Source organism: Streptomyces milbemycinicus (assembly GCF_002154605.1).
Lineage (GTDB): Bacteria > Actinomycetota > Actinomycetes > Streptomycetales > Streptomycetaceae > Streptomyces > Streptomyces milbemycinicus.
In genome coordinates this window covers 284-640 of the sequence record NZ_MUNE01001026.1, presented here as the reverse complement: position 1 = coordinate 640, position 357 = coordinate 284, and the positions used below count along the sequence as shown (strand labels likewise).

Genomic DNA, 357 nt, shown 5'->3' with positions numbered 1-357 from the left:
GGCGCCGCTGAGGGCGCCAGGGGCCGCGACCCGGGCCGGGCTGAGGGCCCCGACCACGGCCAGGCGCCTCCCGCTGAGGGCCGCGCATGACCCCGGCGTCGGCCACCCCACCGCCCCTCCGTATCGGCAACTGCTCCGGCTTCTACGGCGATCGCTTCGACGCCATGCGCGAGATGCTGACCGACGGCCCCCTCGACGTGCTGACCGGCGACTATCTCGCCGAGCTGACCATGCTCATCCTCGGCCGGGAGCGCCAGAAGGACCCGGCGCGCGGCTACGCGACCACCTTCCTCCGCCAGCTCGACGACACCCTGCCCCTCGCCCTGGAGCGCGGTGTGCGGATCGTCAGCAACGCGG

1 protein-coding gene is annotated in these 357 nt (G+C 74.5%); it reads left to right on the top strand.

What is annotated here, in order from left to right; genetic code table 11:
- Positions 1–86: 86 nt before the first annotated feature.
- A partial coding sequence (locus CCN51_RS58870) for an acyclic terpene utilization AtuA family protein (protein ID WP_425444811.1) occupies positions 87–357 on the top strand: 271 nt, incomplete at its 3' end.